Below are 25672 nucleotides of genomic sequence, written 5' to 3'. Positions count from 1 at the left end.
AGCAGACCGTTATTTCTGATTAATGCTGCCGGAGAGAATGCAGAACACCCCCATCAGGTCAGCGTGACGGATAGTCACTTCCGTCTTTTCATTCACTTTTGGCTTGGCGTGGTAGGCAATGCCCAGCCCGGCCGCTTTGATCATCGGCAGGTCGTTCGCGCCGTCCCCGATGGCGACGGTCTGGACGACCGGAATTTCATATTTTTCCGCCAGACGGGTCAGCGTGTTGGCCTTGTACTGGGCATCCACGATATCGCCGATCACCTGGCCGGTCAGCTTGCCGTCCATGATCTCCAGCTCATTGGCTACCACGGTGGTCAGGTGCAGTTTCTCCCGCAGGTAATCCGCGAAGAAGGTGAAGCCACCGGAAGCGATCGCCACTTTCCAGCCGAGGGACTGAAGCTTCAGCACCAGCTGCGTCAGCCCTGGCATCAGCGGCAGCACGTCGCGCACCTGGCGGAGAATATTGGCATCGGCCCCTTTCAGGGTCGCCACGCGCTGTCGCAGGCTGGCGGTGAAATCCAGCTCGCCGCGCATCGCACGCTCGGTGACTTCCGCTACCAGCTCGCCGCTGCCCGCCAGCTTCGCAATCTCGTCAATACACTCGATCTGAATGGCGGTAGAGTCCATGTCCATGACCAGCAGGCCCGGGGTTTTCAGGTGTGGAATTTTACCCAGCGGCGCGACGTCCAGCCCGGCGTCATGCGCCAGACGCGTTGCGCGCTGCGTCAGGGAACCCGCCAGGCGAATAACCTGGTAGTCTTCCACGCACCAGGCGGCGACGATGACCATCGCCGCACCCAGCTTGCTTTGATACTGGGTCAGTCGTTGCTTATCCAGACCGCGTCCGTAGAGGAGCCAGCCGCTACGACCGGCGTGGTAATCCAGAGGCATCACCTCATCGCCACTTAAAGAGAGCGGCAATCCTGGCCATAAAGAGACATCCGTTGGCAGGTCACACCAGGTAATGTTCGGCATTAAAGCTCCTGTAATTTCGTTCGCGCCGGAAGGTTGCAGAGGGAAAATAACGCATGAGGCTACCCTGTAACCATCACTTCTGGCAACATTAAGCCGTAAATTTTCAGCAGGTGGAATATGGCTCGCGCAAAACTGAAATTCCGGCTTCATCGCGCCGTGATTGTCCTTTCCTGTCTCGCACTATTAGTTGTGCTGATGCAAGGGGCATCGTGGTTTAGCCAGAACCATCAACGGCAACGCAACCCGCAGTTTGAAGAACTGGCCCGCACGCTGGCACGCCAGGTGACGCTCAACGTCGCGCCGTCCATGCGTACTGAAACGCCGGACGATAAGCGGATAGGCCAGGTTTTACGCCTGCTCACGGAGAACAGCCGCATTCTTGATGCCGGCGTCTATGATGAGCAAGGCAACCTGATTGCCCGCGCGGGCGAGCACGTCGACGTGCGCGACAGGCTGGCGCTGGACGGTAAAAAAGCCGGGGGCTATTTTAACCAGCAGATCGTCGAACCTATTCAGGGGAAGAATGGCCCGCTGGGCTATCTGCGCCTGACCCTCGATACCCACACCCTGCCCACTGAAGCCAAACAGGTCGATAATACCACCAATATTCTGCGCCTGATGCTGCTGCTTTCACTCGCCATCGGCGTTGTGCTGGCACGCACCCTGCTTCGCGGCAAGCGCTCGCGCTGGCAGCAATCCCCGTTCCTGCTGACCGCCAGCCGGTCGGTCCCCGAAGACGAAGAGAGCGAGAAGAAAGAATAGTGATAAAGTAGGCGAACGATTCGGAAAAGGAACTTTGCCATGACGACGTTACGCCTGCTTATCTCTGACTCTTACGATCCCTGGTTTAATCTCGCGGTAGAAGAGTGCATCTTCCGCCAGATGCCCGCTACCCAGCGCGTACTGTTTCTCTGGCGTAACGCCGATACGGTGGTCATTGGCCGCGCGCAAAACCCGTGGAAAGAGTGCAATACGCGACGCATGGAAGAGGATAACGTCCGTCTCGCACGCCGCAGCAGCGGCGGCGGCGCGGTGTTTCACGATCTGGGCAACACCTGCTTTACCTTTATGGCGGGCAAACCGGAATACGACAAAACCATCTCTACTTCAATTGTCCTCAATGCGCTGAATTCACTCGGCGTGACGGCTGAAGCCTCCGGGCGTAACGATCTGGTGGTGAAAACCCCCGAGGGCGACCGGAAGGTCTCCGGCTCCGCCTACCGCGAAACGATGGATCGCGGCTTCCACCACGGCACCCTGTTGCTGAACGCCGATCTGAGCCGTCTGGCTAACTACCTGAATCCTGATAAGAAAAAGCTCCAGGCAAAAGGAATTACCTCCGTGCGCGGACGCGTGGCAAATCTGGTGGAGCTGCTGCCGGGCATTACTCACGAGCAGATTTGCGATGCGATCCGTGAGGCATTCTTTGAACATTACGGCGAGCGCGTGGAAGCAGAGGTGATCTCTCCTGACAAAACCCCGGACCTGCCCAACTTCGCCGAAACCTTCGCCCGTCAGAGCAGCTGGGAGTGGAACTTCGGTCAGGCTCCTGCGTTTTCTCACCTGCTGGACGAGCGTTTTACCTGGGGCGGCGTGGAGCTGCATTTTGACGTGGAGAAAGGCCATATCACCCGCACGCAGGTGTTTACCGATAGCCTGAACCCGGCGCCGCTAGAAGCACTCGCGGCACGTTTGCAGGGCTGTTTGTACCGGGCAGATATGCTGCAGCAGGAATGCGACGCGTTGATTGGGGATTTTCCGGAGCAGGAAAAAGAGCTGCGGGAGCTGTCGGCATGGATTGCGCAGGCCGTGCGCTAGTAAAAAAGCCCGCTGGCGCTGCGCTTAGCGGGCCTACAAAACCGCAGGCCGGGTCAGGCGAAGCCGCCACCCGGCACAACAGCTCTTACTCTTTATCGCCCAGCAGAACGGATTCCAGCGCGATTTTGATCATGTCGTTGAAGGTGGTCTGACGCTCGGCAGCGGTGGTCTGCTCGTGGGTACGGATATGGTCGGACACGGTGCAGATGGTCAGCGCTTTCGCACCAAACTCAGCCGCGACGCCGTAGATACCTGCCGCTTCCATTTCCACGCCCAGAATGCCGTATTTCTCCATCACGTCGAACATCTCGCCGCCGTCCGGTGCATAGAACAGGTCAGCAGAGAAGATGTTACCCACGCGCGCTTCAACGCCCAGCGCTTTTGCCGCGTCAACCGCGTCACGCACCATGCCGAAGTCAGCAATCGCCGCGAAGTCATGGTCTTTAAAACGCATGCGGTTAACTTTGGAATCGGTGCAGGCACCCATACCGATAACGATGTCGCGCAGCTTAACGTCCATGCGCACCGCGCCGCAGGAACCCACGCGGATGATTTTCTTCACGCCGAAGTCGGTGATCAGCTCTTTGGTGTAGATGGAGCAGGATGGGATACCCATGCCGTGGCCCATCACGGAGATTTTGCGGCCTTTGTAGGTACCGGTGAAGCCCAGCATGCCGCGAACGTTGTTCACTTCACGCACATCTTCGAGGAAGGTTTCAGCAATGTGCTTCGCGCGCAGCGGGTCGCCCGGCATCAATACGACGTCAGCGAAATCACCCATTTCTGCATTAATGTGAGGAGTTGCCATCTTCAGTTCCTTTTCATTTGAATTTTTTTGCCCGGTGGCGCTTCGCTTGCCGGGCCTACGGTTTTGTAGGCCGGGTAAGGCGCAGCCGCCACCCGGCAATGACATCAGAACATGGCCTTGCCATATTCCATGTCAGACGTACCAAAGTATTTCGCGATAGTCTGGCCGATGTCCGCGAAGGTTTCACGGTGACCGAGCGAGCCCGGCTTCACTTTCGGGCCGTACACCAGCACCGGAATGTGCTCACGGGTGTGGTCGGTACCGGTCCAGGTTGGGTCACAGCCGTGGTCCGCGGTCAGGATCAGAATGTCATCTTCACCCACCAGCTCCATCAGCTCCGGCAGACGGCGGTCGAACAGTTCCAGACCGGCCGCATAGCCTGCGACGTCGCGACGGTGGCCCCAGGAGGAGTCGAAGTCCACGAAGTTGGTGAAGACAATGGTCTTGTCGCCCGCTTCTTTCATCTCTTTGATGGTGGCATCGAACAGCGCATCCAGACCGGTGGCTTTCACTTTTTTGGTGATGCCGCAGTTGGCGTAGATATCCGCGATTTTACCTACGGAAACCACGTGGCCGTCTTTCTCTTCAACCAGCTTCTGCAGCACGGTTGGCGCCGGTGGCTCAACGGCCAGGTCGTGACGGTTACCGGTACGCTGGAAGTTACCCGCTTTGTCGCCGATAAACGGACGCGCGATCACGCGGCCAATGTTGTAGCCGCCTTCGGTCAGCTCTTCACGGGCGATTTCGCACAGTTCGTAGAGTTTATCCAGGCCGTAAGTCTCTTCGTGGCAGGCAATCTGGAACACGGAGTCAGCAGAGGTGTAGAAAATCGGCTTGCCGGTTTTCATGTGCTCTTCGCCGAGCTCATCCAGAATCACGGTACCGGAAGAGTGGCAGTTGCCGAGGTAGCCCGGCAGGTTGGCGCGCTTCACCAGCTTATCGAGCAGCTCCTGCGGGAAGCTGTTCTCGTGATCGGAGAAATAACCCCAGTCGAACAGTACCGGCACACCGGCGATTTCCCAGTGGCCAGACGGGGTGTCTTTACCGGAAGAGAGCTCGTGCGCCCAGCCGTAGGCACCCACCACTTCCGCGTTGCCGTCCATACCGGCTGCGATTTTACCGGTAGAGCCTTCATGCGCTTTCACCAGACCAAGGCGGGTCAGGTTGGGTAGAGTCAGAGGGCCTTTACGACCGTTGTCCGCTTCGCCTTTAGCACAGGCTTCCGCGATGTGACCCATGGTATCGGAACCCACGTCACCAAAACGTTCTGCATCTTCGGTTGCGCCGATGCCGAATGAGTCCAGCACCATAATAAATGCACGTTTCATAATTGTTCTCCGTACGTAGTGCTTAAAAATGATTGATCAGATCAGTATACCGCTATTCGGTGATACGGCGATAGACGGTCGGTGTGGTTTCCGGCGCTTTATCGTCAAGCGCAATGGCCGCCTTCACCGCTTTAGCCGCTTCCTGCCAGCTGGCTTCGTCTTTTGCATGGATCACCGCCAGCGGACGTTGACCGTCAACGCTGTCGCCCAGACGGGCCATATCGGTAAAGCCGACGCTGTAATCAATGGTGTCCGATGCCTGACGGCGGCCGCCGCCCATCGAGACCACCGCCATGCCGAGCGCACGGGTGTCCATCGCAGAGACAAACCCTTCGCTATCGGCATACACCGCTTTGCTGAGCGTCGCGGTTGGCAGGTATTTCGCGTAGTTTTCGACGAAATCGGTCGGGCCTTTCTGCGCCGCAACCATGCGGCCGAAGATCTCCGCCGCTTTGCCGTTGTCCAGCACCGCCTGCAGTTTCGCGCGCGCTTCTGCATCGTCTTTGGCCAGCTTGCCGGAGATTAACATCTCAACGCACAGCGCCATGGTGACGTCGAACAGACGCGGGTTACGGTATTCGCCGGTGAGGAACTGTACCGCCTCACGCACTTCGACCGCGTTACCGGCGCTGGAGGCCAGCACCTGGTTCATGTCGGTGAGCAGCGCGGTGGTGCGCACGCCCGCGCCGTTGGAGACGCCAACGATCGCTTCGGCAAGCGCCGCAGAAAGTTCATAGGTCGGCATAAACGCGCCGCTGCCCACCTTCACGTCCATCACCAGCGCGTCCAGCCCTTCTGCCAGCTTCTTCGCCAGGATAGAGGCGGTGATCAGCGGGATGGAGTCAACGGTCGCGGTGATATCGCGGGTCGCATAGAAACGCTTGTCTGCCGGAGCAAGAGAGCTGGTCTGGCCGATAATCGCCACACCAACGTCTTTAATAATGTCGCGGAAGCGGTTGTCATCCGGGAAGATATCGAAGCCCGGAATGGCTTCCAGTTTGTCGAGCGTACCGCCGGTGTGGCCCAGGCCGCGCCCGGAGATCATCGGGATGTAACCGCCACAGGCTGCCACCATTGGGCCGAGCATCAGAGACGTCACGTCGCCCACGCCGCCGGTGGAGTGTTTGTCCACAATCGGGCCGTTGAGGTTGAGGCTTTTCCAGTCCAGAACGGTTCCTGAATCTCGCATCGCCATGGTCAGCGACACGCGCTCAGGCATCGACATATCGTGGAAGAAAATGGTCATCGCCAGAGCCGCAATCTGCCCTTCTGAGACGGTGTTATCACGAATGCCGTTGATGAAGAAGCGGATCTCTTCATCGCTTAATGCATGACCATCACGTTTTTTACGAATAATTTCTTGTGCGAGAAACACGGTAACCCCCATGAGGAATCGGGTGAATGGCGGCGGGTACGGTTTACCCGACCACGATCCGGTAGGCCGGGTAAGCGTAGCGCCACCCGGCAATTCAAACTTAGTAGCTGCTTGCGCTCTTACCGTCGCCGTGACCCAGCGCCTTCAGCAGGCTTGCCAGCAGGCTGGACGCGCCGAAGCGGTAGTGACGGGAATCAGCCCAGTCGGCGCCAAACAGCTCGTCGGCAATCGCCAGGAACTGCTGCGCGTCTTCAGCGGTACGCACCCCGCCCGCAGGTTTGAAACCAACGGTTTTGGATACGCCCATGTCGCGGATCACTTCCATCATGATGCGCGCGCTTTCTGGGGTAGCATTCACCGGCACTTTACCGGTAGAGGTTTTAATGAAATCCGCACCGGCTTTGATGGAGATTTCAGACGCTTTACGAATCAGCGCCTCTTCTTTCAGCTCGCCGGTTTCGATGATCACTTTCAGCAGCACGTTTGCCGCCGCGCACGCGTCTTTACAGGCTTTCACCAGGTCAAAACCAACCTGCTCGTTGCCGGCGATCAGCGCGCGGTACGGGAACACCACGTCCACTTCGTCTGCGCCGTAAGCAATCGCCGCGCGGGTTTCTGCCAGCGCAATCTCGATATCATCGTTGCCATGCGGGAAGTTAGTTACGGTTGCAATGCGCACGTCCGGCGTACCCTGCTCTTTCAGCGTCTTACGGGCAATCGGGATAAAGCGCGGGTAGATACAGATGGCTGCGGTGTTACCCACCGGCGTTTTCGCCTGATGGCACAGGGCGATGACTTTTTCATTGGTGTCGTCATCGTTCAGGGTGGTCAGGTCCATCAGTTTCAACGCGCGCAGGCTGCTTGCAGTTAAATCGGTCATAACATTCTCCAACGGCAGTGCCGTATAAATTTTACCTTGCGGGTCTGTGAGTATTCTAACATTCACCCGCATCCACACTTCGACATTCATCACAGTTAATGAAAACTGCGTACAAATTTGCATTACTGTAATGAGATCTTCTTCAAACTTTAGCGCGTAAATTGTCGACTAAAGCAGCGATACCCCCTGTCGGATCAAAAGCCCCGACAGGCTGGCTTCCTACAATCCGTTCATCATCCGCAGAACACTCAAGGAAGCGAATATGCCCCACTCCAGCCCCGACGCCCTGCAACAACGTTGCCAGCACATTGTGACAAGCCCGGTGTTAACCCCGGAACAAAAACGTCATTTTCTGGCGCTGGAAGCGGAAAACAACCTGTCTTATCCGGCACTTCCTGAGGCCGCGCGAGCCGCGCTGGACGAGGGGGTTATCTGCGACATGTTCGAAGGCCACGCGCCTTACAAACCCCGTTACGTTCTGCCGGATTACGCAAAATTCTTAGCTAACGGTTCAGAATGGCTGGAGCTGGAAGGGGCGAAAGATCTCGACGACGCCCTCTCGCTGTTAACCATCCTCTACCATCATGTTCCGTCCGTCACATCGATGCCGGTCTATCTCGGTCAGCTTGATGCGATATTAACTCCATATGTTAGAATTCTAACACAAGAAGAGATCGATAGCCGAATAAAACGTTTCTGGCGCTATCTCGACCGTACGCTGCCGGATGCGTTTATGCACGCCAACATCGGGCCTGCTGACGGCCCCATTACCCGCGCCATTCTGCGTGCCGATGCAGAGCTGAAGCAGGTCGCGCCGAACCTGACCTTTATCTACGATCCCGAGATCACCCCGGACGATTTGCTGCTTGAGGTGGCAAAAAACATATGTGAATGCAGCAAACCGCATATTTCTAATGGCCCGATGAATGATAAAATTTTCACAAAAGGCCGTTATGGCGTGGTGAGTTGTTACAACTCCCTGCCGCTTGCAGGCGGTGGCAGCACCCTGGTGCGCCTTAACCTCAAAGCCATTGTTGAACGCAGCACATCCATTGAAGACTTCTTCACCCGCACGCTTCCGCACTACTGCCAGCAGCAAATTGCCATCATCGATGCACGCTGCGGTTTCCTTTACGGGCAATCTGGCTTCTTTGAGAATAGCTTCCTGGTAAAAGAGGGGCTGATAGATGCCGAGCGGTTTGTGCCAATGTTTGGCATGTACGGCCTGGCGGAAGCGGTAAACGCGCTCTGTGAGAAAGCAGGAATAGCGGGACGCTACGGAAAGGACGAACAGGCCACCGCGCTGGGCTATCGCATCAGCGAACAGCTTGCGGCGTTTGTGGAAAACACGCCGGTGAAGCACGGCTGGAAGCAGCGCGCGATGCTGCACGCGCAGTCGGGGATCAGCTCTGATTCGGGCACCACGCCGGGCGCGCGCCTGCCCTACGGCGACGAGCCGGATCCCATCAGCCATCTGCTGGCCGTTGCACCGCACCACAAACATTATCACTCCGGAATCAGCGATATCCTGACGCTGGAGGAGACGGTTAAACGCAACCCGCAGGCGGTGGTTCAGCTGTGCCTGGGCGCGTTCAGGGCGGGTATGCGTGAGTTTACCGCTAACGTAGCGGGTAACGATCTGGTCCGCGTGACCGGTTATATGGTTCGCTTGTCAGATCTGGAAAAATACCGGGAAGCCGGATCGCGCACCAATACCACGTGGCTGGGTGAAGAGGCCGCACGCAATACCCGTATTCTGGAACGTCAGCCGCGCGTGATTAGCCATGAACAGCAGATGCGCTTTAGTTAGTCAGGTCATTCCCTTTTCCTGCGTGGACGGGCCGGGCAGCCGCCTGGCCGTGTTCCTGCAGGGCTGCAACCTGCGCTGTAAAACCTGCCACAACCCGTGGACGATCGGCCGCTGCAACGACTGCGGGGACTGTGTTCCCCACTGCCCGCACGACGCGCTGACCATTCAGGCCGGACGCGTCTGGTGGCAGGAGAGCGACTGCCAGCAGTGCGACACCTGTCTGCACCTGTGCCAGCAGCAGGCAACGCCTATGGCGTACCGCCTGAGCGTGGAGGAGATCCTCGTGCAGGTCCGCAAATCCGCACCGTTTATTGAAGGCATCACCGCGAGCGGCGGCGAAGCCACAACGCAACTGCCGTTTTTAGTGACGCTATTCTCAGCGATCAAAGCCGATCCTGCCCTGCGTCACCTGACCTGTCTGGTCGACAGCAACGGTCTGTTAAGCGAAACCGGCTGGCAAAAGCTGCTGCCGGTACTGGATGGTGCGATGCTGGATCTGAAGGCGTGGGGGAACGAGCATCACCGCTTCCTGACCGGGCGCGAAAACCCGCTGATTAAACAGAGCATCCGCTGGCTGGCCGATCGTCACCGTTTGACGGAACTCCGCCTGCTGGTTATTCCGGAGCAGTGTGATTATCTGGAACATCTCAAACCGCTAACGAGCTTTATCCACGGGCTTGGGAACGTGCCGGTGCGCATCAACGCATTTCATGCCCATGGCGTTTACGGTGAGGCGGCCTCATGGCGCAGCGCCACGCCCGAGGACGTTGAACCGCTGGCGCTGGCGCTGGAAAAACAGAAGATAACGGTGATCCGTCCGGCGCTTTACCTATAGCGTGATGCCAAATACCGAACGGGTATTCTCAAGCAGCGCGTCGGCAATCACCTCTTCAGGCTCCTTTCGCAGATCACACAGGGTGGTAAACACGCGCGCCGCCTGTTCCGGGCGATTCGGCTGGCCCTGAAAACCATTCAGCGGCATATCCGGCGCGTCGGTTTCCAGCAGAAGCGCCGACAGCGGCAGCCGTGCCATCACGTCCCGGGTTTTGCTGGCTCGCGGGTAGGTGATGGTGCCACCGACGCCGATTTTATAGCCCAGCTCGATAAACCGCTGCGCCTGCTGCAGGCTGCCGGAGAAACCGTGCACTACACCCCTGCGCGGCAGATCGATGCGCTTCAGGTGCATCGCCAGCTTATCGTGCGTGCGTCTTGAATGGAGGATCACCGGCAGATCGTGGCGCTTTGCCAGCCTGAGCTGCGCGTCGAGGATCGTCTGCTGGCGCTCAAACTGCGGATCCTCGCGATAAAGATCGAGGCCGATCTCACCGATGGCGACAAGTTTGTCTCCTGCGGTCTGCACTACCTCATCAAGCCTCTCAATGTGCTCATCAAGATGCCGCTCAATCACAATCGGATGCAGGCCGAGCGCGGCATAGAGCGCGGGGTGCCGCATGGAAAGATCCAGCACACGGGAAAAATAGGCCGTTTCAACCGACGGCACAATGATGGCCTGAACGCCTGCCTCGGCAGCTCTCGCAATGCTTTGCGCTTCATCCCCCGTAAACGGCGGGAAATCAAAGTGGCAGTGGGTATCGACAAAGCGGTGCGTCACGCCAGATCCTCGTTATCCAGTAAAGCGTCATTCGCCTGCGGAATATCCACCAGCGGCATCGTCAGGGCGTCGTTGGCGACAATCGCAGGGGGCATAATAATGCGTTTATGGCGATGAAGCGGCGGTTGCTCCGCCAGCATTTTCCCCACCGTCGCCAGGAAATAGCGCCCGCACAGCCGCCCCGTTTTGTAATCCATGCGCAGCGCAGGAACCCGGCTGCCCAGGGCCATGCTCAGCAGCGGCTTAGGCGGATAGATTTCAAAAATACGCAGCTTACCCGGCGGTTTTTCAATGAAGCGCTGCATCGCGCCGTAGGTGGTTTCATGCTGCTTCGCGATGTTCACCAGCGGCTGCAGGCTGCTGTCGCCCAACCAGCGCTCCATCCGTTTAAACCACTGCGGCGTGTAATACATTTGCGACGGTACGGTACGGATCACCACAATGGTTTTCGCCCCGCGCCGGGCGGCTTCCTGCACCGGCACCGCGTCACTGATCCCCCCGTCCAGATAGCTAATGCCGTCCAGCAGGGCGCCGGTACGATAAAAGCCGGGGATCGCGCTGGAGGCGCGGATGATGTCCAGCCAGTTCTCCTTCTGAGGAGAAAAATAGCCCGGCGAATAGTCATCGCCCCGGCTGGCGCACATCCAGAACTCTTTGCCGCTATCAAACAGACGGGAGGCAGTATCCATGGCCAGCGGCATCTGGCTGGAGGTCGCTTCCAGCAGCCAGTCGAGATCGATCAGGTTGCCGCCGCGCACAAAGCGCACCGGGTTAAAAAATTCTTTCGCCGTGGTGTAGCGCATAATGACCTTTCGCGCGTAGCCGGGCTGGTTACAGACATAGGCAGAGAGGTTCTGCGCCCCGGCAGAGGTGCCGAAGTAAAGGTCAAAAGGGTTGAACTGCGCGCGCATAAATTCATCCAGCACGCCGGCGGTGAAAATGCCGCGCTGTCCTCCACCTTCGCAGACCAGCGCGAGTTGACCTGCGAGAAACGGTTTTAACGTCAGCGGCGCAATATTGCCGAGCGTAACGGGAATTCGTTGCCCCACCTCTGCTTTCCTGTTTTGATTATTTTATAACACCACAGTAACGCACCCGACCTGTTACGCAAATAAGAAAAAGCCAGTCACAGCGACTGGCTTTTTTTTGTTGAAGGAATATTGCGTTTGCTACGGACGTCTACGACCCGTAAACAGGCTGACCAGGAACAGAATAATACCCACAACGAAGACAATTTTAGCTGCCCATGCCGCTGTACCTGCCAGTCCACCAAAGCCCAATGCGGCGGCAATTAACGCGATAACCAGAAATATAATGCCCCAACGAAACATAAGCTTCTCCTTTACCATAGTTAATGTCGGCCGCTAAACGTGAGCGCTCAGGTCACTCACCGGCGTTCTTCCAGAGTCGTTCTTATTTCGCCCGCTGGTGTTAGCCAAACGGGCGAATGGTCCAGATTTACTTCGTTTTCAGATCGTTTTTAACGCTTTTCACACCGTCAATCGCTTTCGCGATGGACTCGGCACGTTCACTTTGCGCCTGCGAATCTACCGTACCGGAAAGCTGAACCACACCATCGGTGGTTTCTACTTTCACCTTACGGGACGGCACGATGTCATCAGCTAAAAGTTTAGCTTTGATTTCGCTGGTAGTAGCCGCATCACCGGCATAACCTTTCACCGACGCGTTTTTACCGTCACGTACGTGCAGCTTATCGCTGACGGAGGCAACACCTTCGACGCCCTTCGCCACTTTCACCGCCTGTTCGGCCTGAGCCTGGCTTTCCACGAAGCCGCTCAGCGTGACCACTTTCTTGTCGGTCTTAACGGAAATATCGGTGCTTTTGATGGCTTCATCATCCACCAATGCGGCTTTCACTTTTGCTGTGATTGAGCTGTCATCCATGAAGTTGCCGACTTTATTCATAGAGCTATCGATTTTTTGCCCTGCGTTATCGGCCGTGGACTGTGCTTTATCCATTGTGCTGCTTTCCGCCAGAGCGGAACCGCTCACCAGAACGCTACCCAGGGTTACAGCCAGCAGAGTTTTCGAAATCTTCAGTCTTGTCATATTCATCGATCTATTCCTGTGTTTACCCGTTATTCGGGCTACATACTTCCTTAGTAGTTTTATATATTGCGAATAAACACGCGGGCAAAATGGACAACCTAAAGTCATGCATTGAACAGTTAATTTATCCATGCCCGGTGTTAAACACTGAGTTAAATATAGATCACTCTCACAGAGCCGCTTTCAGAATTGGGTAAAAAATGCGCGAATAGCGTGAAATTGCGTTGAATTAAGAACATTCCGCAAGGGATTAATAAGACAGGAATTAAAGAAGAGCACGGCGGCTGCCGTGCTCTGAGAGGGGATTAGTGCTCGCGGGTTTTACGGAACTGAACGTCAGGATAACGTTCCTGGGTCAGGTTCAGGTTCACCATGGTTGGCGCGATATAGGTCAGGTTATCGCCGCCATCCAGCGCCAGCTGAATTTCGTTCTTACGCTTAAATTCTTCGAATTTCTTCACGTCAGAACACTCAACCCAGCGCGCGGTCGCGACGTTCACAGACTCGTAAATCGCTTCCACGTTGTACTCACTCTTCAGACGAGCAACAACCACGTCGAACTGCAGCACACCGACCGCGCCAACGATCAGATCGTTGTTCGCGATTGGGCGGAACACCTGGACGGCGCCCTCCTCGGAGAGCTGAACCAGGCCTTTGAGCAGCTGCTTCTGCTTCAGCGGATCGCGCAGACGAATACGACGGAACAGCTCCGGTGCGAAGTTCGGAATACCGGTGAACTTCATCATTTCACCCTGAGTGAAGGTATCACCGATCTGAATAGTGCCGTGGTTGTGCAGACCGATGATGTCGCCCGGATACGCCTCTTCAACGTGCGAACGGTCGCCCGCCATAAAGGTCAGCGCGTCGGAAATCACCACGTCTTTACCGGTACGCACCTGGCGCAGCTTCATGCCCTTTTCATACTTACCGGACACCACGCGCATAAAGGCCACGCGGTCGCGGTGTTTCGGGTCCATGTTGGCCTGAATTTTGAACACGAATCCGGTGAATTTCTCTTCTTTTGCTTCCACTTCACGGGTGTCGGTTTTACGCGGCATCGGACGCGGCGCCCACTCCACCAGACCGTCCAGCATGTGGTCAACGCCGAAGTTACCCAGCGCGGTACCGAAGAAGACCGGAGTAATTTCGCCAGCCAGGAACAGCTCTTTATCAAACTCGTGAGAGGCGCCTTTCACCAGCTCCAGCTCGTCGCGCAGCTGCGCGGCCAGCTCTTCGCCGACTGCCACGTCCAGCTCAGGGTTATCCAGACCTTTCACCACGCGGACTTCCTGAATGGTGTGGCCTTTACCGGTCTGATACAGGTAGGTTTCGTCTTTATAGAGGTGATATACCCCTTTGAACAGCTTACCGCAGCCAATTGGCCAGGTGATGGGCGCACAGGCGATTTTCAGCTCGCTTTCCACTTCGTCCATCACTTCCATCGGGTCACGGATGTCACGGTCGAGTTTGTTCATAAAGGTGAGGATCGGCGTATCGCGCAGACGGGTAACTTCCATCAGCTTACGGGTCCTGTCTTCTACACCTTTCGCGGCGTCGATCACCATCAGACAGCAGTCCACCGCCGTCAGGGTACGGTAGGTATCTTCGGAGAAGTCTTCGTGGCCCGGGGTGTCCAGCAGGTTCACCAGGCAGTCGTGATACGGGAACTGCATCACGGAGGTGGTAATCGAAATACCACGCTGCTTTTCCATCTCCATCCAGTCAGATTTTGCATGCTGGCTGGAGCCACGGCCTTTAACGGTACCCGCAGTCTGGATCGCCTGTCCGAACAGCAACACCTTCTCAGTGATGGTCGTTTTACCGGCATCCGGGTGCGAGATAATGGCAAAAGTGCGGCGCTTGGCCACCTCTTGCAGATAAGGAGACAACGTCATAATTAAATCTTCTTTTATAAGCGCGGCAGCACGCCACGCATCATGGAATACAAAATTGCGGCTATTTTACCCATCAATGGGGGGCAGGCAATCATTGTTTACACAGGAGTTGCTCCAGTTCGTTCAACGACGTTACGGTCCAGGTCGGCTCAATGCCTTCAGGCTTCACGCGGCCATGCGCATTGAGCCAGACGGTCGACAGACCGGCATTCATGCCGCCCAGAATATCTGACTCTGCCGTATCACCCACCATCAGTACGCGATCGCGGTCAGGATCGCCGGCCTGCGCCAGCGCATAATCGAAAATACGCGGATCCGGTTTAGGTACACCCACCTCTTCGGAGATCACCAGCGCGTCGAAATGATCGCGCAGGCCGGTGCGCTCGAGGCGGATCTGCTGCAGGGCGGTAAAACCGTTGGTGATGATCCCCAGTTTCGCCTTGCCTTTCAACGCATTCAGCAGGGAAACCGCGCCAGGCAGTGGCGCACAGATATCGGCCATCGCGTTCAGGAACGCCTCGTTTAGCGTCCCCGGACTTACCTTTAAGCGTTCCGCCCAGGCGTCAAAACGCTGGTGCTGAAGCTGTAACGCGGTGATGGCACCGTTCTGGTAATCCACCCACAGCGGCTTGTTTACCGCCTGATAGTCCTGAAAATCTTCAGCGGTGAAGGTCACGCTATAGTCGAGAAACATCCGCTGCAGACCGCCGAACGAATCGAACGTAAACAGCGTTTCGTCGGCATCAAAGAAAATCCAGTCCCATTTCATCGTTACAACCTTATTTTTTATTATCCAATCGGCAGAGCCATTATGATGGCGTCTTCACGTCCCTCTGCGGTGGGGTAGTAGTTACGGCGGATTGTCGCCTCGTTAAAGCCTAAGCTTTCATAGAGCGCGATGGCGGCGACATTCGACGCGCGCACCTCCAGCCACAGGGTGAAAACGTCACGGGTTTCGAGCTCACGGATGAGGTGCTCGAGCAGTTCTCTTCCCAGCCCACGGCGCTGGAACGCGGGATCAACCGCGATATTAAACAGCGTCGCTTCATCAAGAACAACCTGCGTAATCGCGAAGGCGGCCATGGTGCCGTCAACGTCCAGGCGGTAGTTCAGGTACCGTTCACCCTGATTGCTGGCGAAGGTTTTTTCGCTCCACGGAAACGCGTGGGCGCGTGTTTCAATCGCAAACGCGGTGGTCAGGTCAGGCGTCGTGAGGGAAGAAATCGTGTTCATATTCGCAGATTTGTTGCCATAGCGCGCTGCGCGCTTTTGGGTTGGCTTTCAGTTCGTCCAGCGCTGGCGTGCAGATCTGGCTCCCCTGGAGGGGGATCTCGTTTGTCTCTCCGATACGCCAGCTGTTACAGCGGCTATCAGGAGGAAGCATCGCGACACGCTCTGGCGTCAGCTGTAAAACCTGGTCGGCCGTCATCTTCAGGCTGCGAAGGACATCATCGATCAGGGGCTCATTCAGGGCAGGCAGTTCTTCCGCCACCATCACCAGGCGCACGTGCGGAGGGATGGAAATGGCGATTTCGCCCTGCAACGCCGTCGGGCGACGCAAAGCCCACTGGGTAATGCCCAGCTGCTGCAACTGCCAGTCTCGTCGGGATGTCATAGGGAAAACTCCTGTCTCTCAGGCGCGCAAATATAGCAAATGTGTCGAAAGTGCGCCATCTACCTACTATAATCCCCGCCTGAGTTTATTGAGGAACAATTCATGTCTGCATTTACCCCGGCAAGTGAAGTCTTGCTGCGTCACAGTGATGATTTCGAAGAAAGCCGTATTCTGTTTGCCGGAGATATGCAGGATGACCTGCCTGCGCGTTTCGACTGTGCTGAAAGCCGTGCCCACACCCAATACTACCACCACTGGCAGGTGCTGAGCCGCCAGATGGGCGAGCGCGCGCGCTTTAGCCTGGTGGCGGAGCAGAGCGATATCGCCGACTGCGATACGCTGATTTACTACTGGCCGAAGAACAAACCGGAAGCCCAGTTCCAGCTGATGAACCTGCTCTCCCTGCTGCCGGTCGGCTGCGATATTTTCGTGGTGGGTGAGAACCGCAGCGGCGTGCGCAGTGCAGAACAGATGCTGGAAGGCTACGCGCCGCTGAATAAAGTCGACAGCGCTCGCCGCTGTGGTCTGTACCATGGCCGTCTGGAAAAACAGACCACGTTCGATCCACAGGCTTACTGGGACGAGTACCAGCTTGACGGCCTGACCATCAAAACCCTGCCGGGCGTGTTCAGCCGTGACGCGCTGGATACGGGCAGCAAGCTGCTGCTCTCCACCCTGACGCCGCACACCAAAGGCAAAGTGCTGGACGTGGGCTGCGGCGCGGGCGTGCTCTCTACCGTGCTCGCCAGCCATTCACCAAAAGTGCGCTTAACCCTGTGTGACGTCAGCGCCCCGGCGGTAGAAGCCAGCCGCGCAACGCTTGCCGCAAACGGCATTGAAGGCGAGGTGATTGCCAGCAACGTCTTCTCTGACGTCACCGGCCGCTTCGACATGATTATCTCCAACCCGCCGTTCCACGACGGCATGGAGACCAGTCTTGAAGCGGCACAAACGCTGATCCGTGGCGCAACCCGTCACCTTAACAGCGGCGGCGAGCTGCGTATCGTTGCGAACGCCTTCCTGGCGTACCCGAAAGTGCTCGACGAAACCTTCGGCTTCCACGAAGTGATCGCCCAGACCGGCCGCTTTAAGGTCTACCGTACCGTGATGACGCGTCAGGCCAAAAAGTAATCTCCACTCCTGCAGGCCGGATAAGCGCAATCACCATCCGGCAAGCAGGCGTCTCCGTTCCGGCCATTTTTGCAGCAATCAATAAAAGGTGAGCACTTTTCAGTTGACGTAAAGCTGAAAACATCTAGAATGCGCCTCCGTGGTTACGATACTTTTACAGTATCGATGGTATGCGAAGGTGGCGGAATTGGTAGACGCGCTAGCTTCAGGTGTTAGTGTCCTTACGGATGTGGGGGTTCGAGTCCCCCCCCTCGCACCATAAATCACAATGATATTGCTCGCACTGGGCGAAGGTGGCGGAATTGGTAGACGCGCTAGCTTCAGGTGTTAGTGTCCTTACGGATGTGGGGGTTCGAGTCCCCCCCCTCGCACCAACGAGGCGATATCAACAATAGTAAGATGACTGTGCGAAGGTGGCGGAATTGGTAGACGCGCTAGCTTCAGGTGTTAGTGTCCTTAGGATGTGGGGGTTCGAGTCCCCCCCCTCGCACCAATTATCTTACATCCCTTCTGAAGTTCCTCTTGTTTTCCCTGTTATTTCAAACTCATCAGTATCACCAGAATTCCACTGACCAGTGCTACGCAGGATGGCAGTAAAACAAAGTGGCGTAGCTGCTTATGCCAGATCATGCCTGACGTGACTAACAGGCCTGACACAATGATCGCTTTCCAGGTATCAAGGGAGAGATCGGCAAACATCAAACCGCCGAGAATGGCTCCCGGTAGCAATACCCCCCAACCACTTCCCAGCGCCCTGTTCAACATGATCTGCCCTCACAACGATAATGATAACCAATATCATATGACAGGTATTATCATTTGTCAGCTGAATGAATCAAAATCCATCGACCTTTACCTTTCGCGTAATGACAGGAATTGCCTAAGGTGATAAATTGCACACCTGTTAACAACATCTAAAGATTTTCTGATAATTACTCTTTGAGTTTTTTGCATATTTTATTGCGAAACAACACCTACTTATTTGTTTTAATTAAATATTAATAAAAACGCACGACTATGACATCACAATCCTGGCGGTCTTTGGTTCACAGAAAATATCAATTGTCGTTACGTTTGTTTTTATTTCTGAACGCAACCTCGGCAGTGTTCTCGGTAACAAACCCGCTCAATTCTGTACGCCTGTTATCTGCCCCGCTTATAGCTATTTTCTCCATCAGCACAGGGCTGTTCGTCTGGCACTGGAGAAAGCGCGCGCGGAAGATAAATATTCCTGTCGTTTCAGGGATCTTCGGTATTTTATGGGCCTGGCAAATTGTGTCGAAATTCGCCTTAATTACCCACGACCATGCGACGTATTTGTTAATTGCCCTGTTAACGGTGCTTTTTATCGGAACGCTGGCATTCGCCAGTAATATCAAAGCATTTACGCTGCACTCATTGCCCACCTTTATTGTCTGCCTGTGGCTAAGCGATCACGATATATGGCTGAGAATGACCTATTCCTTCGCACTTCCTGTGGTGGCAATCGCTATTCATAACATTTTGCAAACACGTAACGATCGTTTCGCTCAGGAATTGCTCTCTCGCCTGCTGGAAGAGCGAGAAACCCTTACCGATCTCAGCATGATGGACCCGCTTACCGGGCTCTATAATCGTCGCGGTCTGCAAAGCCGTCTGGAGAACCTGCCGACGGTAGAAAATGGCGAGCACTTTGTCCTGCTGATGGATATCGACCACTTCAAAGCCTATAACGACCATTATGGCCATATGATGGGCGACCAGGCGCTGAAGCGCGTCTCTGCGGCCATCCGCGACGCCGTGCGTTCTCGCGATATTGTGGCGCGTTTTGGCGGGGAAGAGTTTATGGTGCTGCTGACCAATATTTCACTCGAGCATGCTCGCCTGACGGCCGAGCGGATCCGCCAGAAAGTCTACGATTTGAAAATCCCGCATCTGTTTAACGAGAGCGTCGCGACAAACGTCACCATCAGTATTGGTATTGCCATTTTCGAGGATGAAGACGTGGAAGGCGCGCTGGAAAAAGCGGACAAAGCCCTCTACGAAGCAAAGCATATGGGGCGTAATAACATTCTGTTGAGTGAAGAGCTGCAGACGGCATAAACATCACGGCGAGTCACCAGGACAAAAGTCTTGCCATTGGTATGAGCAATAGTTAGGATTGGCAATCATTATCATTTAGATTTCTATCTATACTATGGCCACGCATACCGCACACATCGTCGAACCCCTCCTCTGGCGAGCGCCCCTCACCAGCGGGAATGCTTCGCTTGCGGATGCCATACGGGACAAGATTGCGGAGACGCGCGCCCACCTGCTGGACTTTATCCGACTTGATGAAGCGCACCCGAACCACGCCATGACGCTCTCAGAGTGGCGACAGCCGACAAAACTGCAATCGCTGCTGGCCACCTATTCCGACCATATCTATCGCAATCAGCCCACCCTTACGCGGGAAAATAAACCTCTGCTCTCACTCTGGGCGCAGTGGTATATCGGGCTGATGGTGCCTCCCCTCATGCTGGCGCTGTTAACGCAGAAGAGCATGCTGGAACTCGCGCCGGATAACTTCCACGTCGAGTTTCACGAAACCGGGCGCGCAGCCTGCTTCTGGATCGATCTTCACGAAGACCAGAACGCGGAACGCCTGACGGCTCAGGAACGTATGGAGCGGCTTATCACGCAGGCCCTGATCCCGGTGGTGGAAGCGCTTGAAGCGACGGGAGAGATTAATGGGAAGCTTATCTGGAGCAATACGGGCTATTTAATCCACTGGTATTTAACGGAAATGAAGCCTCTGCTTGGTGATGAGAACGTTGACGCCCTGCGTCAGTCCTGTTTCTTTGCAAAACAGCTTTCCGATGGCCGTGACAACCCGTTATTCCGTACCGTCGTGCTCCGCGATGGGCTTCTGGTTCGCCGCACATGCTGCCAGCGCTACCGCCTGCCGGACGTTAAGCAGTGCGGGGATTGCACGCTGAAGTAGTGCAGTGAATTGCCCGGTGGCGCTTCGCTTACCGGGCCTACAAACACTGGCCCGGCCTGATGCCCTCACCCTGACCCTCTCCCACAGGGAGAGGGAACAAACACTAAAAACGGCAACTCATGTTGCCGTTTTGCTTTTACCTAGGCCACCTGCTGATTGTCCTCTTCCGCGTTACGCTGCGCTTCTTCCGCTTCCTGCTCCAGCAGCTGCTTCTCGTACACTTTGAAGAACGGGTAGTAGATGATTGCCGATACGCAGGCCAGAACCACAACCAGAATAGCCGCGCGGAAATCCCAGCCCAGAGCCCACGCTGCGCCTATCGGCGCCGGTGCCGTCCAGGGGACCACAGAGATGACGCGGCCAATCAGGTCAAACGTCATCGCCGCCCAGGCCAGCACGGCATTTACCATCGGTGCCAGCAGGAACGGAATAAAGAACACCGGGTTCATCACAATCGGCGTACCAAAAATGACGGGTTCGTTGATGTTAAAGAAGCTGGGTACCACGCTCAAACGCCCGATAGAGCGTAAATGCGCTGAACGGCTACGCAGATAGCAAATCACCAGCCCCATCGTGGCGCCCGACCCGCCAATCACGATAAAGAACGTCCAGAACGCCTCCATAAAAATATGCGGCAGAGGCTGGCTGGCAGCCAGCGCGGTCTGGTTAGCGCCAAGGTTAGTCAGCCAGAACATCTGCAGCATCCCGGAGACGATGGCGGCTCCGTGGATCCCGGCGAACCACAGCAGATGGCCAATCAACACGGCCAGCAGGATCGCAGGCAGGGAATCCGCTGCGGAAACCAAAGGTTTAAAGACCGACATAATGGCCTGCGGGATCAGCATGCCAAACTGAGACTGAATGACCAGGCTCAGGGGATAGAGCGTTAACACCACCACCAGCACCGGGATCAGCAGATCAAAAGAGTTTTTGATCATCGGAGGAACCTGGTCCGGCAGGCGAATACCGATGTTATGCGCCTTGAGGAAACGCATCATCTCAACGCAGTAGATTGCCACCAGAATCGCGGTAAAAATACCCGTCCCACCCAGGCTGTCGACAGGAAGCGTGCCTTTGGTTTTCGGAGCCGCGACCAGCAGAAACGCCATCAGCGATAGCATGGCGCACATAAACGGGTCTAACTGGTGCGATTTGACATAGTGTTTGCCAAGGTTATAGGCAATGGCCGCACAGATATAAATGGACATAATGCCCATCGTCATATCAAACGGCGTCAGGATCTGGCCTTCAAACTGCTTCGCCATATCCAGCCAGGCGCGGGCAAAACCCCAGGTGGTATCAGGCGAAAAAGGTGGGTAAGCGAACACTAACAAAAATGAACCCACAATCATAAATGGCATCGCGGAGATGAACCCATCACGAATAGCCATGACATGACGCTGGGAAGAGATCCGCCCGGCAATTGGGCTCACGTAATTTTCAACGAAACGGAATATCAGGTTAAACGCAGCATGGTTGGCAGACATGGCAGATCTCCTGTCAGACGTTTGTTACGGGCACTTTCGCGCCGCACGTTGTTCCATAAATCAGCTTCACAACCTTGCTGGCTTGTGTACCAGTGGTACTGCTCAGACGAAATGGTTTCATAATTTGCTCTTATTATTGGATACAGGGAACGTTACGTACTCAGTATTAATCGACGCATCACGCTCTGCAACCGGTTACTGTAACCGGTTTCTGTGAATGTGAAGAGGATCCAGAAATCAGCCGTTCGGGATATTTGTTACGTAAGAGATATTTACAGAGCATAAATTCTTATGACAGATTACGCAGGATATTTGTCAGGAGGAAACAATGAGTTTGCAGTCTGTACAGCAGTTTTTTGCCGACAACGCGCCAGATATAGACGTAATTGAACTTAGCCAGAGTACCGCTACCGTTGCGTTGGCTGCTGCCGCCCATCGTGTTGAACCGGGACAAATCGCCAAGACCTTGTCATTAAAGGTGAAAAATGAGGTGATACTGGTGGTGGCGAAAGGCGATGCGCGCCTGGATAACAAAAAGCTGAAAGACACGTTTGGTGCGAAAGCGCGCATGCTCAGCAGTGATGAAGTGGTGACCATCACCGGTCATCCCGTTGGCGGCGTGTGCCCGTTCGGGCTGGAAAACCCGCTCGCGGTTTACTGCGATATCTCATTAAAGCAGTACGCCGAAGTCCTGCCCGCCGCAGGCGCAATTCATAGTGCCGTGCGTATTTCACCTGACAGAATGGCAGAGCTGACTTCCGCAAAGTGGGTTGATGTTTGCATCTGATTGATGCGCCAGAGCCTGTCTGGCGCACAACTGGCAGGTTATAAAAAGGTCGGCTTGCTGAGTGCCGAACTTCGCGGTTCTCTTGCCGGAAGGTGAGTAATAATATCCGCCGCATCGAGCAACCCGACGTCAGAATTCACCCCCAGCTTCACCATCGCATTAAACTTATGCGCCCGGATGGTCTTAATATTACGTTCAAGCTGCGCCGCGATTTGAGGAATAGAATAGCCGCAGGACATATAACGCAATATTGCCCGTTCCGTTGGGCTTAACATCCTGTTTTGACTCCGGTACCAGTGATTCATCATATTGTCATTGATGCGCACCGTTTCACTCAACAACACCATGAGTTCCTGCTGCAGGTGCTCAAGCGTCAGCGATTTACTGACCACACCGTGAAGGCGTGACGGCGAAAGATGGCTAATTAACCGTGCTTCCGTCTCATCAGCGACCAGGATAATGCGCTGGATATGACCATGCGTAAATGCGAGATCCCGCAGGTGCGCCAGACAGTTACGACGTTCCTCTCGCGCATCGGAAAGTGAATAGATCAGCGAGAAAAAATTGACGTGCTGAAGTGCTTTCTTAAAGCTGTCAAATTCGCTAAACAGATGCAGCTGATAATGATTCAGACCGGGCATAGCAAAAAGATGCTGTAGCCCAACCGCACTCATCGTGCAATTTTCGACGATGGCGATATGTCTTGTTGAATCGGTTTTTTCCATTCCTCGAACTCTCCATAGGCTGACATCAAATTCAGCTCTCTCATTCCCTGCGTACTGTTGATCCAGGCGTACATATCGGCATTACTGCGTAATGACAGCCGTCGCATCGCACTGTTTTTCTGCGCACTGATGGTTTTATTGCTCTTCTTGAGCAACGTGGCGATTTGGTTAATCCCCCATCCTTTACCTAACAGACGCAGTACCTTACGTTCAGAGTGCGTGAGCGCGATAACGTGTTCGTCTTCATCCTCCGTACTTTGAGGTTCCGGGGTTAATAACGTCTGGCTTATTCGCTCTGCCCGCTCGCTACCTGCCCGAATAGCATTAACCACGCCTTCAATAGGCTCCATATCAGACAGCAGCGTACTTTCCGGGCGCATAAGCAACTCAACCGCAATAGGGTAAAGCGGCCGCGATACTAAAAAGATCCAGTGAATGTCCCGGTATTGATTCAGTAAACCGTAATACTCTTCGAGGGTACCCCGAGGATTCCTGTATTCACCTGAAATATCGGCAATGATGACATCCGCACGGCGTAACTGGAGCAGCGTTAGCTCCTGCAGTGAGCGGCAATAGGTCAATTCAAAATCCGGAAAATGGCGAGCCATCAAGCCCCCTAACCCGTTTTGCATCACGGGTATCCGGCTAATGACAACGCCGTGCTTACCATGCAATGACAACATAGACCCTCCGTGTCCATTCTTCATTTGATGAGTAACGTTAAAACGCATCAATGTATGAGTATTTTCGTCCCTGAGTGTAAAACTGATTAATACAAGCAGAAGATGAGATATGTTCTTAGTTTAAGAAATGCCTAAAACAGCGGTAATATCTCATAAAGCGCAAATAAATTTAATTGCGGAGCCATTAAAATAACGACAATATAAAATTAGAATAACTAAATACAAAAATTCTATATTTCCATATTAATAATTCACCGCACTGATAAATTAATCCAATATCCTTTCGCGATACGGGCTGAAACTGTTTGCATAAACCTTGATCTGGCCCACAGCAAGAGGCACTGCACTTTGTGCTAAAAGTAATCACTATGGGCCAACCGGCAACTTTCCATCTTCTTCAGGACAATACATGCAGGCAGATCGGTCAACGCAGCGTGCTATCACGCGGCTATGTATTCAGTGCGGTCTTTTTCTGCTCCAGCACGGCGCGGAAAGCGCGCTGGTTGAGGAGCTTTCCACCCGGCTGGGTGTGGCGCTGGGTATGGATAGCGTTGAAAGCGCGATCTCATCCAACGCCATTGTGCTGACCACGATCAAAGACGGTCAGTGCCTGACCTCCACCCGCAAAAACCATGACCGCGGCATTAACATGCATGTCGTGACCGAAGTGCAGCACATCGTGATCCTCGCTGAACACAAGCTTCTCGATCTCCATGAAATTGAAAAGCGGTTCAACCAAATTAAGCCATTACGTTATCCGCGCTGGCTTGTCGTGTTGATGGTAGGCCTGTCATGCGCCTGCTTTTGCAAGCTCAATAAAGGCGGCTGGGACGGTGCGATCGTCACCTTTTTTGCCAGCAGTATCGCCATGTATGTTCGCCAGATGCTGACGCACCGGCAGCTGCATCCGCAGATTAACTTCTGCATTACCGCGTTTGTCGCCACTACGGTTTCCGGCCTGCTTCTGCGCCTGCCGCAGTTTGCTAACACCCCGACGATTGCTATGGCAGCCAGCGTGCTTCTGCTGGTCCCGGGCTTTCCGTTGATCAATGCCGTCGCCGACATGTTTAAAGGGCACATCAATACCGGCCTGGCACGCTGGGCTATCGCAAGCCTGCTGACGCTGGCGACCTGCATCGGCGTGGTTATGGCTATGACACTCTGGGGGTTACGCGGATGGGCGTGATAGATTTTCTGCTGGCGCTGGCACAGGACATGCTTCTGGCCGCCATTCCTGCCGTCGGCTTTGCGATGGTATTTAACGTTCCGCAACGCGCCCTACCGTGGTGTGCGCTGCTGGGCGCGATTGGCCATGGCTCGCGAATGGCGATGATGACCGCGGGTTTTAACATCGAATGGTCAACGTTCATGGCTTCTATGCTTGTCGGCAGTATCGGCATCCAGTGGTCGCGCTGGTATCTGGCGCATCCCAAAGTATTCACCGTCGCCGCCGTGATCCCGATGTTCCCGGGCATATCTGCGTATACGGCGATGATTTCCGCGGTGAAAATCAGCCATTTTGGCTACACCGAGCCTCAGATGATCCTCCTCCTGAGCAACTTTCTTAAGGCGTCATCCATCGTCGGCGCGCTCTCTATCGGGCTATCGATCCCCGGACTGTGGCTGTACCGCAAACGCCCACGCGTTTGATATTTGTGTTATTTCGCTGCCATGGAGATAATCCTTCTGGTCCGTTTGGTGAAAA

The 25672-nt window shown here is 55.1% G+C and carries 27 protein-coding genes and 3 tRNA genes; 13 read left to right on the top strand and 17 right to left on the bottom strand.

Features of this window, described 5'->3' with window-relative positions:
* Positions 1–9: 9 nt before the first annotated feature.
* Positions 10–978: a phosphoserine phosphatase gene (gene serB / locus AB8846_RS10870; RefSeq protein WP_023310325.1), complete on the bottom strand. Its 969-nt coding sequence runs from the start codon at positions 976–978 to the stop codon at positions 10–12.
* Positions 979–1095: 117 nt separating this feature from the next.
* On the opposite strand from serB, the gene AB8846_RS10865 reads away from it, so the two are divergent.
* Together AB8846_RS10865 and lplA are read left to right on the top strand one after the other, a co-directional pair.
* Positions 1096–1740 carry a YtjB family periplasmic protein gene (locus AB8846_RS10865; protein ID WP_032643995.1) on the top strand — a complete coding sequence of 215 codons (645 nt, stop codon included), beginning with the start codon at positions 1096–1098 and terminating at the stop codon, positions 1738–1740.
* 39 nt (positions 1741–1779) lie between these two features.
* Positions 1780–2796, top strand: coding sequence for a lipoate--protein ligase LplA (lplA, locus tag AB8846_RS10860; RefSeq protein ID WP_370732696.1), 1017 nt, complete (start codon positions 1780–1782; stop codon positions 2794–2796).
* 85 nt (positions 2797–2881) lie between these two features.
* Here the strand turns inward: lplA and deoD are convergent, their stop codons facing one another.
* The 4 genes from deoD to deoC all read right to left on the bottom strand — a co-directional run bounded on the left by deoD (position 2882) and on the right by deoC (position 7187).
* The gene (gene deoD / locus AB8846_RS10855) at positions 2882–3604 is read right to left on the bottom strand and encodes a purine-nucleoside phosphorylase (RefSeq protein ID WP_010427122.1); all 723 of its coding nucleotides are present in this window, start codon (positions 3602–3604) and stop codon (positions 2882–2884) included.
* 104 nt (positions 3605–3708) lie between these two features.
* Positions 3709–4932, bottom strand: coding sequence for a phosphopentomutase (gene deoB, locus AB8846_RS10850; protein WP_023334433.1), 1224 nt, complete (start codon positions 4930–4932; stop codon positions 3709–3711).
* A gap of 52 nt (positions 4933–4984) precedes the next feature.
* Positions 4985–6307 carry a thymidine phosphorylase gene (gene deoA, locus AB8846_RS10845; RefSeq protein WP_063143383.1) on the bottom strand — a complete coding sequence of 441 codons (1323 nt, stop codon included), beginning with the start codon at positions 6305–6307 and terminating at the stop codon, positions 4985–4987.
* A gap of 100 nt (positions 6308–6407) precedes the next feature.
* Entirely contained in the window at positions 6408–7187 is a 780-nt protein-coding gene (deoC, locus tag AB8846_RS10840; protein ID WP_023310320.1) for a deoxyribose-phosphate aldolase, read from the bottom strand.
* A 262-nt stretch (positions 7188–7449) separates the two neighbouring features.
* On the opposite strand from deoC, the gene AB8846_RS10835 reads away from it, so the two are divergent.
* Positions 7450–8997, top strand: a complete 1548-nt coding sequence (locus AB8846_RS10835; protein ID WP_370732695.1) for a YjjI family glycine radical enzyme — start codon at positions 7450–7452, stop codon at positions 8995–8997.
* Positions 8972–9832 (top strand): YjjW family glycine radical enzyme activase, encoded by an 861-nt coding sequence (locus AB8846_RS10830; protein ID WP_370732694.1) that lies wholly within the window; start codon positions 8972–8974, stop codon positions 9830–9832. Before AB8846_RS10835 ends, AB8846_RS10830 begins: the two co-directional genes overlap by 26 nt.
* Here AB8846_RS10830 and AB8846_RS10825 read toward each other — a convergent pair.
* The 8 genes from AB8846_RS10825 to AB8846_RS10790 all read right to left on the bottom strand — a co-directional run bounded on the left by AB8846_RS10825 (position 9827) and on the right by AB8846_RS10790 (position 16189).
* On the bottom strand, positions 9827–10609 hold the full coding sequence (locus AB8846_RS10825) for a TatD family hydrolase (RefSeq protein WP_370732693.1): 783 nt from the start codon (positions 10607–10609) through the stop codon (positions 9827–9829). The genes AB8846_RS10830 and AB8846_RS10825 overlap by 6 nt on opposite strands.
* Positions 10606–11658 (bottom strand): patatin family protein, encoded by a 1053-nt coding sequence (locus AB8846_RS10820; protein ID WP_331413464.1) that lies wholly within the window; start codon positions 11656–11658, stop codon positions 10606–10608. Before AB8846_RS10820 ends, AB8846_RS10825 begins: the two co-directional genes overlap by 4 nt.
* Positions 11659–11778: 120 nt before the next feature.
* On the bottom strand, positions 11779–11940 hold the full coding sequence (locus AB8846_RS10815) for a DUF1328 domain-containing protein (RefSeq protein ID WP_003856556.1): 162 nt from the start codon (positions 11938–11940) through the stop codon (positions 11779–11781).
* Positions 11941–12067: 127 nt separating this feature from the next.
* Positions 12068–12685, bottom strand: a complete 618-nt coding sequence (gene osmY, locus AB8846_RS10810; RefSeq protein ID WP_039260909.1) for a molecular chaperone OsmY — start codon at positions 12683–12685, stop codon at positions 12068–12070.
* Positions 12686–12984: 299 nt separating this feature from the next.
* Positions 12985–14574 carry a peptide chain release factor 3 gene (gene prfC, locus AB8846_RS10805; RefSeq protein WP_370732692.1) on the bottom strand — a complete coding sequence of 530 codons (1590 nt, stop codon included), beginning with the start codon at positions 14572–14574 and terminating at the stop codon, positions 12985–12987.
* Positions 14575–14665: 91 nt separating this feature from the next.
* Positions 14666–15343 (bottom strand): pyrimidine 5'-nucleotidase, encoded by a 678-nt coding sequence (gene yjjG, locus AB8846_RS10800; RefSeq protein ID WP_370732691.1) that lies wholly within the window; start codon positions 15341–15343, stop codon positions 14666–14668.
* A gap of 20 nt (positions 15344–15363) precedes the next feature.
* A complete protein-coding gene (rimI, locus tag AB8846_RS10795; RefSeq protein WP_023334424.1) occupies positions 15364–15807 on the bottom strand; it encodes a ribosomal protein S18-alanine N-acetyltransferase in 444 nt (147 codons plus the stop codon).
* A complete protein-coding gene (locus AB8846_RS10790; RefSeq protein WP_370732690.1) occupies positions 15776–16189 on the bottom strand; it encodes a DNA polymerase III subunit psi in 414 nt (137 codons plus the stop codon). Before AB8846_RS10790 ends, rimI begins: the two co-directional genes overlap by 32 nt.
* Positions 16190–16291: 102 nt before the next feature.
* Between AB8846_RS10790 and rsmC the strand changes: the two genes are divergently transcribed.
* From rsmC to AB8846_RS10770, 4 genes are all read left to right on the top strand, one after another.
* Positions 16292–17320: a 16S rRNA (guanine(1207)-N(2))-methyltransferase RsmC gene (rsmC, locus tag AB8846_RS10785; protein ID WP_029740018.1), complete on the top strand. Its 1029-nt coding sequence runs from the start codon at positions 16292–16294 to the stop codon at positions 17318–17320.
* Between the two features lie 172 nt (positions 17321–17492).
* Positions 17493–17579, top strand: a tRNA-Leu gene (locus AB8846_RS10780).
* 28 nt (positions 17580–17607) lie between these two features.
* Positions 17608–17694: transfer RNA gene (locus AB8846_RS10775), tRNA-Leu, on the top strand.
* A 33-nt stretch (positions 17695–17727) separates the two neighbouring features.
* A tRNA-Leu gene (locus tag AB8846_RS10770) sits at positions 17728–17813 on the top strand.
* 41 nt (positions 17814–17854) lie between these two features.
* On the opposite strand, the gene AB8846_RS10765 is transcribed toward AB8846_RS10770, so the two are convergent.
* Positions 17855–18085 (bottom strand): DUF1435 domain-containing protein, encoded by a 231-nt coding sequence (locus tag AB8846_RS10765; RefSeq protein ID WP_023310309.1) that lies wholly within the window; start codon positions 18083–18085, stop codon positions 17855–17857.
* A 252-nt stretch (positions 18086–18337) separates the two neighbouring features.
* Between AB8846_RS10765 and AB8846_RS10760 the strand changes: the two genes are divergently transcribed.
* Both AB8846_RS10760 and fhuF read left to right on the top strand, forming a co-directional pair.
* Positions 18338–19402: a GGDEF domain-containing protein gene (locus AB8846_RS10760; protein ID WP_370732689.1), complete on the top strand. Its 1065-nt coding sequence runs from the start codon at positions 18338–18340 to the stop codon at positions 19400–19402.
* Positions 19403–19496: 94 nt separating this feature from the next.
* A complete protein-coding gene (gene fhuF, locus AB8846_RS10755; protein WP_370732688.1) occupies positions 19497–20285 on the top strand; it encodes a siderophore-iron reductase FhuF in 789 nt (262 codons plus the stop codon).
* A gap of 140 nt (positions 20286–20425) precedes the next feature.
* On the opposite strand, the gene AB8846_RS10750 is transcribed toward fhuF, so the two are convergent.
* Complete coding sequence (locus tag AB8846_RS10750) at positions 20426–21772, bottom strand: PTS sugar transporter subunit IIC (RefSeq protein ID WP_032660833.1); 1347 nt, start codon at positions 21770–21772, stop codon at positions 20426–20428.
* 328 nt (positions 21773–22100) lie between these two features.
* On the opposite strand from AB8846_RS10750, the gene AB8846_RS10745 reads away from it, so the two are divergent.
* The gene (locus tag AB8846_RS10745; protein ID WP_008502085.1) at positions 22101–22559 is read left to right on the top strand and encodes a YbaK/EbsC family protein; all 459 of its coding nucleotides are present in this window, start codon (positions 22101–22103) and stop codon (positions 22557–22559) included.
* 38 nt (positions 22560–22597) lie between these two features.
* Here AB8846_RS10745 and bglJ read toward each other — a convergent pair whose 3' ends face one another.
* Together bglJ and AB8846_RS10735 are read right to left on the bottom strand one after the other, a co-directional pair.
* Positions 22598–23233 carry a DNA-binding transcriptional activator BglJ gene (bglJ, locus tag AB8846_RS10740; RefSeq protein WP_063143280.1) on the bottom strand — a complete coding sequence of 212 codons (636 nt, stop codon included), beginning with the start codon at positions 23231–23233 and terminating at the stop codon, positions 22598–22600.
* Positions 23230–23967 (bottom strand): response regulator transcription factor, encoded by a 738-nt coding sequence (locus AB8846_RS10735; RefSeq protein ID WP_063143279.1) that lies wholly within the window; start codon positions 23965–23967, stop codon positions 23230–23232. The genes bglJ and AB8846_RS10735 overlap by 4 nt, the downstream gene beginning before the upstream one ends.
* Positions 23968–24376: 409 nt before the next feature.
* Here AB8846_RS10735 and AB8846_RS10730 point away from each other — a divergent pair, with 409 nt between their 5' ends.
* Positions 24377–25153: a threonine/serine exporter ThrE family protein gene (locus tag AB8846_RS10730; RefSeq protein WP_121424960.1), complete on the top strand. Its 777-nt coding sequence runs from the start codon at positions 24377–24379 to the stop codon at positions 25151–25153.
* Entirely contained in the window at positions 25144–25617 is a 474-nt protein-coding gene (locus AB8846_RS10725) for a threonine/serine exporter (RefSeq protein WP_331413472.1), read from the top strand. Before AB8846_RS10730 ends, AB8846_RS10725 begins: the two co-directional genes overlap by 10 nt.
* The last annotated feature ends 55 nt before the right edge of the window (positions 25618–25672 follow it).

It is taken from the genome of Enterobacter sp. KB-221C9 (assembly GCF_041320715.1).
In the GTDB taxonomy this organism is placed as follows: domain Bacteria; phylum Pseudomonadota; class Gammaproteobacteria; order Enterobacterales; family Enterobacteriaceae; genus Enterobacter; species Enterobacter asburiae_D.
The sequence above is the reverse complement of the archived record's forward strand: the minus strand, read 5'-3'. Positions and strand labels throughout refer to the sequence as shown.